The following is an 8034-nucleotide window of genomic DNA, read 5'->3' on the forward strand; positions in this document are numbered from 1 at the left end:
ATCCCCCTGACCGGCCGGGTAATTTCGCCATTTTCTACTAAAAAACCGGTCGCTCCGACCGAAAAATCACCGGAAACGGGATTAGCCGTGTGTATTCCAAGAACCTCGGTAATATAAACTCCCCTGTTAGTTTGTTTAAATAAACTTTCCCGGCTTACTCCTCCACGAGGAATGTAGAAATTAGTGGTCCCCAGCTCCGGTAAAGCTTTAAAGGAAAAGCGAACGGCATTGCCGGTGGAAACTACCCCTTCTTTGGCCGCGGTGTATAAATTATAAAGAAAGCTTTTGACAGTACCGTTTTCCACCAAAACGGTTTTCCTGGTGGGCACCCCTTCCCCGTCAAAAGGTGCAGTAGCCAGGCCATCTTTAAGGGTGCCATCATCAATTAAGCTGAAAACGGGGCTAAACACTTTTTCGCCAAGTTTCCCTTTTAAAAGGCTTTTACCCTTTTGCACATTTTCCGCCAAGAACGAGGCTTTTAGCACCCCTAAAAGATTTACCGCCACATACGGGTCTAAAAGCGCCATATACCGCCCGGAGGGAACCTTACCGGCCCCAAGTTTGGCTACCGCTTTTTCCGCTGCTTCCCGGCCTACCGCCTTCGGGTCTATTTCCTTGAACTTGCGGGTTACTTTATAGGAAAAAGCGGTCTCCGAACCCGATTCATCTTCCGAAGCCAAATAAATATAAATAGACGCATAATTTCCCGAAAAACTTCCGAAAAAGCCTTCGGTATTGGCCAAATGCCTTTGGTAATGGTAGTCGTCATAGGCCGCCGTTTCAATTCCCTTAATTTTGGGGCTAAAGTTTAACGCTTCTTTTTCCATGGTAAGGGCTAAATTAACCTTTTCCTCCAGGGGAACGGTGGTTATTTCCGGGTCGGTCAACTCCGGCGTTTGGTAGTTAGAAGGTTTTGCCAAACGTAAGTAAGGATCGCTATCGGTAATCTTTGCCGCCTGGACTGCTTTTGCCACCGTTTCCTTAATCTTTTCCGGAGTCATTACCGTGGTATAGGCAAAACCAGGCCTACCTTCATAAAAGACCCGTATCCCCACCCCTTCTTCTACCGCCTGCTTAACCGTCTCCACTCTCCCTTCCCGCACTTCCACCGAAAGCTCTTCGCCCCGGGTATAACAAACTTCTCCGGCTGCCTTTTTTGCTTTAATTTCCGCTAACGCCAGTTCCAAAATCTCCACCAAAATACCTCCTCCAGGGACGGTTCTTACAGCCACCATTTTCTATTCATCGTCGAAAGTGGTGGCTCACAGAACCGTCCCTCCAGCGTTATTCTCTTGGTCTTTCGCCCAAGGTTACTTCTAAGGTATATTTTTTACCTTCCTTTAGCCGGTATACTTCAACTTTTATTTTTTCTCCCGGTTTGTGTTTAAACAGTTCATCGGTTAGTTCCGCCATGCTGGTAATTTTCGTACCGTTAATGGCGGTAATAATATCTTTGGGCCGAATACCGGCTTTATCCGCCGGACCTCCGTCGACAACCCCTTCAATGTAAATTCCCTGGGGTATATCGTAATACTGGGCTTCCTGCTCGGAAATTTCCACACCGGCAATGCCCAGCCACGGTCGGGTAACATAACCCTTGTTAATTAGCTGCTCAATAATGGGTTTTGCCTCATCGATCGGGATGGCAAAACCCATTCCCTCAAAGCCCGGAATGGAAATTTTGGCCGAATTTATCCCAACAACCTCTCCTTTGGCATTGCAAAGAGGTCCACCGGAATTGCCAGGGTTAATAGCGGCGTCGGTCTGGATTAGCCTGAGGCTTTTTTCTCCCGATTCATAGGTTAACGTTCTATTCAGGGCACTTATCACCCCAACGGTAACACTTCTGGCAAATTCTTTACCCAGAGGGTTTCCGATGGCAATAGCCAGCTCTCCTACCTGCAAAGTGCTGGAATGACCCAGGGTAACTACCGGCAGGTTTTTGGCATTTATCTTGATCACCGCCAGGTCAGCCCGCGGGTCGGTCCCGACGATTTTGGCTTTCATCTGCCGGCCATCGGCCAAACTCACATACAGCTCATAAGCTCCTTCTACCACGTGGTTGTTGGTAACGATGTAGCCATCGGGAGAAATGATAAAACCAGAACCAGAGTTTTTTTCCTCAAGCCCTCCCAGGCCAAAAAAGCCTCCCGGCGCAATATTGGATATCCCCACCACCGCCGGTGATACCTTCTTGGCCACCGCCACCACCGGCGTGTAGGTATATTCGCCGGGTTTTACTTCGGGGGTCTGGGGCAGGGTGTATTCAATCTTGGTATTCTCCGCGGGAAAAAGTTTGGGATAGGCATAAATCCCCGCCATACTTCCAATTAAACCGGCAATTACCGCCACCACTATTACCGTAAACCACGAAGGACGGTGCTTTTTAGGCTCATCCATGCGGTAATGATACATATCAGTTCCCCCTTTTACCAAGTTTTTTCCCTGATACTACCAAAATATATATTAATACACCGGTGGCCACAATGGTAGCACCCGGCGGTAAGTTTAAGAAAAATGTAAAAATTATCCCCGCCACGGCCATAAATAAACCAACCGTCACCGCCCAGAAAATTAATCCGGTAAAGGAGCGAGCAAGTTCAATGCCTATTAAAGCCGGAAGCACCAAAAAAGCACCGGTGAGTAATGCCCCCACCGCCTGAATACCAAAAGAAACCACTATGGTGGCTAAAATGATCAGGAAAAACTCGTTAAACCTTACCTTTATCCCCTGGCTTTTGGCTCCAGCCGGATCTACGGAAAGAAGCAGTAAATGCCGGCTATAAAACATAAGAAATAATAAGACCCCGAGAAAAGTAATAACGGCCCAGATTAACTCCTTTTCTCCGGCAAAGAGGATACTGCCAAACAAATACTGACCCAAACTTTGCCAGACCTCTCCTCTTAAAGAAGCAATAATGAGGGCTAAAGACAAACCTCCCGCCGAAATCAAGGCAAGGTTGGCATCGGTAAAAGCGTTTTCTTTGTAGCGTAGCGCCTCCAAGATAACGCCTCCGGTTAACGCAGCAAAAACTCCGCCTAAAAGGGAAGAAAAGCCAAAAAACACCCCTAAAGCTGCCCCCACCAGCGAAAAGTGGGCTAACGCATCGGCTAAAAGGCTGTACCTTCTTACCAGTAAAAAAACCCCCACCAGGCTCCCCTCAATGGCCAAAAGAAGGGCAATTAAAAGGCTATTCTGGACAACATTCAAATCCAAGTTCCCTTTCCTCCCCTGCAAGATAGCCGTCTTTATCCCCAAAATACAGCGCTTTTTTATCTATGTGCAGCACTTTATTTCCTAAAATTTTTATCTCCTTTGGATCATGGGTCACCATTAAGATAATGGTGTCTTCTCTGAAAAAAGTATTTAGCACCTGGTACAATTCTTCCCGGCTCATCTGGTCAAGGCCACTAGTGGGTTCATCCAGCAACAACAAATCGGCTTTTCCCGCCAGCGCCCGGGCAATAAACGCTCTTCTTAGCTCTCCGCCAGAAAGATTGCCAAGGAGTTTTTTCCTTTTATTAAGAAGGTTGGTAGCCTTAAGGGCTTCTACGGCAACCTCCCGGTCTTCCTTACTGTAAGATAATTTTGGTTTTCCCTTCAGTGTTCCGGCCAGCACCAATTCTTCCACGGTAACCGGAAAACGGATGGTCCCGGGAATTTTCTGCGCCACATAACCAATTTTATGGTTAAAGGTCTTTATCATCCCGGAATAGGGAATTTCCCCGACAATTGCTTTTAACAGGGTAGACTTCCCCGCCCCGTTTTTTCCCAGAACCAAAAGAAAATCCCCTTCCTTTAAGGAAAAATTTATATCCTCTAAAACCGGCTCACCGCCGTAAGTTACCGAGAGGTTTTTAACTATTAGCCCCAAGTTTAATCATCTCCTCCCAAAACAAGGCGCAGCGTTTCAATATTCTCCTGCATTAATTCCAAATAGCTTTTACCTTTTAAGGTTTCATCCACTCCTTCTAAAGTATAAAGGGGCATAAACTTCACCCTGTAGTTTTCGCCCACCTTTTCCGCCACCTTTTTGCCAAAAACCGGGTCAAAAAATACGTATTCAGCATCTTCCGCCGAAAATTCCTTCATGAACTTTTCAATATCGCCAATGGTTGCTTCCGCTTCCTTCCCGGACATCAGGGAAATTTCCTGTAAACCGTAATCGGCTGCAAAATAACCAAAGGCCCGGTGCAGGGTAAAGATTTTCCGGGACTTGATATCCGAGGTCAGATCAACCATCGCCAAATGCAGCTCATAAAGTTTATCGGCAAGTTTGCGATAATTTTCCTCATAGTAGCTTTTATTTTCTGGATCCAGCGTTACTAAATTATCCTTAATAGCTTTGGCTATTTGGCGGGCAAATATCAAAGATAGCCAGTAATGGGGATCGTCTTTTTTTACTTTACCTTCCAGTATTTTTTCCGCTTCAATAACCTTATCTTTTCCTAAAAGCTTGATTATTTTTCTGGCCCATGGTTCCAGTCCTCCACCATTTAAGATAATTAAATCGGCCTTTCTCAGGGTAAAAAGGTCGGAAGGTTTTGGTTCAAAATCATGGGCATCGGCTCCAGGAGGGGCCAAAACCGTAACCTCAGCTTTCTCCCCGGCAATCTCCCGGGCAAGCTCCCCGTAGGGATAAATTGAAGTAACAATCAAAGGCTTACCGCTTTCGGTAGTAGAAGCGGTCCGGGCATTGGAACAGCCCGAAAGCGCAAATAAAGTAAAGATTAAGACCAGCATAACTATTCGCTTCACTTTTTCCCCTCCTCGCAAGCTGCACACTTTCCAAAAAGTTCAATCCGGTGATACGTTATCGTCCCCACCTTACCCGGAAGGTTAAATTTATTTTCTTCAATCGGACACGATTCCAGGGCCACTTTCTCCCCGCAGGCAAGGCAGGTGAAATAATGCCGGTGCTGTCCGGTATTTAAAGAAAAGCGGGCTACCCCATCCGGCGCCATGGTCTCGGTCAAAATCCCGCACCGGCAGTAAAGCTTTAAGTTACGGTAAACGGTATCATAACTAAAACCCGGGTAATACCGGCGCAGCTTTTCGGCAATCTCCCGGGCGGTATAGCTTTTTTCATCGGCAAAAAGCTCTAAAAGCGCCTGCCGCTGCGGTGTAATCTTTATGCCCTTATCCCGTAAAATTTTATATGCTTCTCTTACATTCATCGTATTCCCACCTACATCGTAATTATTCCTATCTAAAAATTAATCTATACCTGTAAATTTACCGAGTCAAGGGGATTTTAAAAATCATCGTCATCATCGGGATGGTTTCTCTCCATCTGCCGGCGAAGTCCCAGCATAATAAGGATTATTCCCAGGACTCCGGAAGCATAAACAAGAAAGTATTTCAGACTTGAAATTTTGGGCAGGTGAAAACCCTGCTGGTAGAAGGCTAAAATTAAAAGTATCCCAAAAATAACAAAATAAATTAATCTACTTAATCTACTTCTTCTTTTCTTAACCACAAACCTCATACCCCTCTTTAATTTTTTTATAATCATAATTTATTTCTATATGCATTTAAAGGATTTTTTGAGAAATTTGCCGAATTAAATAAAAAAAGATGAATAACAGGGAGGAACAATGATGCAAAATAAACACAAAAAAAAGTTTATAATTGCTCTTTTTATTTCAACGGCTCTTATTTTTACTTCCGGGTGTGAAGTAAATTTAGAGCAAATTAAAACAAAGTCAACTGCCTGGATTGATAAAGCAGCAAATTTTGTGGCAAGTATTGTAAATAAAAATAAAGATAGGGAAATAAAAAATCCAAAGCAGCTTTCTTCTGAAGAACTAAAAATTTTAAATGAAGAATTAGAAAGCTACCGGGAAACACTTGTATCCTTAATTTTAAATAATGACAGGGAAGGATTTAAAAATGAACTTTCCCAACCAAACATTAATTACGATTTTAATAAACTTACCACTTTTTTTAAAACAAATCCTACCCCGCTTCTGGCAAACGTATTAGCAGATGGCACCGGAAGTATAAGTTATAAAGGTAAAAAAGAAAAATGCGTTTTTATTGTTAAAAAAATAAACGGTGAACTCAAAATAACCAAAATCTATTTTCAAAAAGTACGAAATTAAAAAGACCCCGCTCCAGTTAAATTTGGAGCGGGGTTTAACTTTTACTTCTGGCTGAAGATTAAAAGTTTGGAACGAGCAGCACTATAACCAGTACTACGCCACTTCTTCGTAGCCGATGCAACCATACCAGATGCAGTATGGCAGTCGACACATTTAAGTGCTTGCGATGCAGGTTTGATGGTGTGGTCCATTTGGAAGTATGATACAGAAGTGGAAATCTTCCAGCTAAAGCTGCTTGAAGTTTCAGTTCCGGTAAATAAGAAGGTATCGTACAGTCTCAATGTTACCTTCTTGCTACCCCAGTCTGCTGCACCTTTATAAATTGCGTTATAAATGCTTCCATCACTGCTGGTAAACCACGGTTTCAATTGTATCGGAATTAGTTTACCGTTTCTTGTATCAAAGTAGCCTTTTACCGTCATTTCGTTAAAGGCCATTAATTTGGCATTAAGATTACCCGGTTTATTGGCTTCAGGCTTGGTAGGTTTAATACCATGGCGGTGTTCTTCCTGATAGTCAACAGGCTTGAAGATATAATACGGGAGCCCAGCAGATTCTTTATTTGCTACTACAAAAGGTGGTAATCCTGTATTTCTTACGTAATCTTTTGCCTGCCAGTTACCAGTATAGGTTGAATCAAGCACTGGTGTAGTATAATCTCTTAATCTTAAGCCAATATTTTGCGGAATATGGCATACCCGGCAATCAATACGACGGTAGTGGTCATTTAAAATTGCATTGGTGTGGATATTACCGGTATGACATTCGGTACACTGTTTTGCCGGATTTTCGTTGGTAAAGAGGTCCGGCATCTTGCCGATGGAAAATTCATGGGCACCGGCATAATGTTTGCCGGCTTGTCCACTAAGAGATTGTGTTAAGTCAGCATATTGCAACGGTGTATGACAATCGATACAATATACTTTTGTTCCAACTGAATCCATGTGGACATCGGCATCAGCATTAAAGCCCCGTTTAAAGAACGGTCCACCGGCAGAGAAGTTGTGGCATACCTTACATGCATCGGGAGTTGGTTTCTTAACTAAAGCCTTGATAGAATTTAAAACATAAGTTTCCCGCACCGATTGATTAAACTTATTAAAGTGAACGGTATACTGAGTAAAGGTTTCGCCATATTCTGGTATTTGATAGACAAACTCGTACACGTTTACCGACCGGTAGCTTGCTGCATTTACCGTTACAACAACCCTTGCCCCACCCTTTGCCTTACCATCTTTAGGGTCTTTCATAAAGTAATCGGTAGAATGGCAAATAAGGCAGTCCACATCTTTTACGGCTTCTAAATTATTGGTAGTAAATAATGTGCTTAAATTACCCATATTACCGGGTTGCGAAAACTTGCTTGTCGAAATATGGCACCGTGCACAGCCACCAGGGTTATAAACCGATTGATTTAAAGTATTAACCAAAGGTGAAATCCAGTTGCTCACGGCAACTGCGTGCGGAGGTCCTCAGACCCGGTTAAACATGCCCGGTTCAACGGTATGATTATCATAAGCATAACTGCTTACAGTATTTAAATCGGTTACAGTTCTCATCAAATAGTGAGTGGAATAGACGATTCTCAAAATACTGTCATAGTCATTTATACCATCACTATTGCTATCTCTATTACTATCATGGCAGCCGCTCTTCATACAGAAATTAGCAATTCGGTGGTCAGTTACACTCGGATCTGTAAGCCAAGTAACAAATTGAGAAGTTACATCAGTATGTGCAACATCAGATTGCGGGGTAAAAGTTTTATCATTTTTAGCTACCTGAATCAGCCCGGCCATGGTGATGGCGTAGGCAGCATCGGCCCGGGTAGCATAACCTTTTACCGCATATAAACCAGTCTTGGTTTTGGCTACTACCGGGATTATTCCCCGCGCTACCGCTAACGCCAATGCCCGGTCTTCGTTTTCA

General features: G+C 43.7%; 10 protein-coding genes. 1 reads left to right on the forward strand and 9 read right to left on the reverse strand.

Annotation, left to right across the window (positions count from 1 at the left end; genetic code table 11):
- The 7 genes from ciss_RS12920 to ciss_RS12950 all read right to left on the reverse strand — a co-directional run.
- Positions 1-1196, reverse strand: a 1196-nt coding sequence (locus ciss_RS12920; RefSeq protein WP_166504035.1) for a TldD/PmbA family protein, incomplete at its 3' end; no start/stop codon positions are given.
- Between the two features lie 88 nt (positions 1197-1284).
- Complete coding sequence (locus ciss_RS12925; RefSeq protein WP_075866691.1) at positions 1285-2415, reverse strand: S1C family serine protease; 1131 nt, start codon at positions 2413-2415, stop codon at positions 1285-1287.
- Between the two features lies 1 nt (position 2416).
- Positions 2417-3217 (reverse strand): metal ABC transporter permease, encoded by an 801-nt coding sequence (locus tag ciss_RS12930; RefSeq protein WP_075866692.1) that lies wholly within the window; start codon positions 3215-3217, stop codon positions 2417-2419.
- Positions 3192-3875: a metal ABC transporter ATP-binding protein gene (locus tag ciss_RS12935; RefSeq protein ID WP_075866693.1), complete on the reverse strand. Its 684-nt coding sequence runs from the start codon at positions 3873-3875 to the stop codon at positions 3192-3194. The genes ciss_RS12930 and ciss_RS12935 overlap by 26 nt, the downstream gene beginning before the upstream one ends.
- Positions 3876-3877: 2 nt before the next feature.
- A complete protein-coding gene (locus ciss_RS12940) occupies positions 3878-4759 on the reverse strand; it encodes a metal ABC transporter substrate-binding protein (protein WP_075866694.1) in 882 nt (293 codons plus the stop codon).
- Complete coding sequence (locus ciss_RS12945) at positions 4756-5178, reverse strand: Fur family transcriptional regulator (protein WP_075866695.1); 423 nt, start codon at positions 5176-5178, stop codon at positions 4756-4758. Before ciss_RS12945 ends, ciss_RS12940 begins: the two co-directional genes overlap by 4 nt.
- Positions 5179-5255: 77 nt before the next feature.
- Positions 5256-5480, reverse strand: coding sequence for a hypothetical protein (locus tag ciss_RS12950; protein ID WP_075866696.1), 225 nt, complete (start codon positions 5478-5480; stop codon positions 5256-5258).
- 121 nt (positions 5481-5601) lie between these two features.
- Between ciss_RS12950 and ciss_RS12955 the strand changes: the two genes are divergently transcribed.
- Positions 5602-6105, forward strand: a complete 504-nt coding sequence (locus tag ciss_RS12955; protein WP_075866697.1) for a hypothetical protein — start codon at positions 5602-5604, stop codon at positions 6103-6105.
- Positions 6106-6146: 41 nt separating this feature from the next.
- Here the strand turns inward: ciss_RS12955 and ciss_RS12960 are convergent, their stop codons facing one another.
- The gene (locus ciss_RS12960) at positions 6147-7556 is read right to left on the reverse strand and encodes a hypothetical protein (RefSeq protein ID WP_075866698.1); all 1410 of its coding nucleotides are present in this window, start codon (positions 7554-7556) and stop codon (positions 6147-6149) included.
- Between the two features lie 21 nt (positions 7557-7577).
- A partial coding sequence (locus tag ciss_RS13415; RefSeq protein ID WP_166504036.1) for a hypothetical protein occupies positions 7578-8034 on the reverse strand: 457 nt, incomplete at its 5' end.

The organism is Carboxydothermus islandicus (genome assembly GCF_001950325.1).
Lineage (GTDB): Bacteria > Bacillota > Z-2901 > Carboxydothermales > Carboxydothermaceae > Carboxydothermus > Carboxydothermus islandicus.

What these genes read in the sequence shown, in the direction of transcription:
- ciss_RS12925 (WP_075866691.1), bottom strand. Translation starts at nt 2,415, where the DNA reads ATGTATCATTACCGCATGGATGAGCCTAAAAAGCACCGTCCTTCGTGG.
- ciss_RS12945 (WP_075866695.1), bottom strand. Translation starts at nt 5,178, where the DNA reads ATGAATGTAAGAGAAGCATATAAAATTTTACGGGATAAGGGCATAAAG.
- ciss_RS12955 (WP_075866697.1), top strand. Translation starts at nt 5,602, where the DNA reads ATGCAAAATAAACACAAAAAAAAGTTTATAATTGCTCTTTTTATTTCA.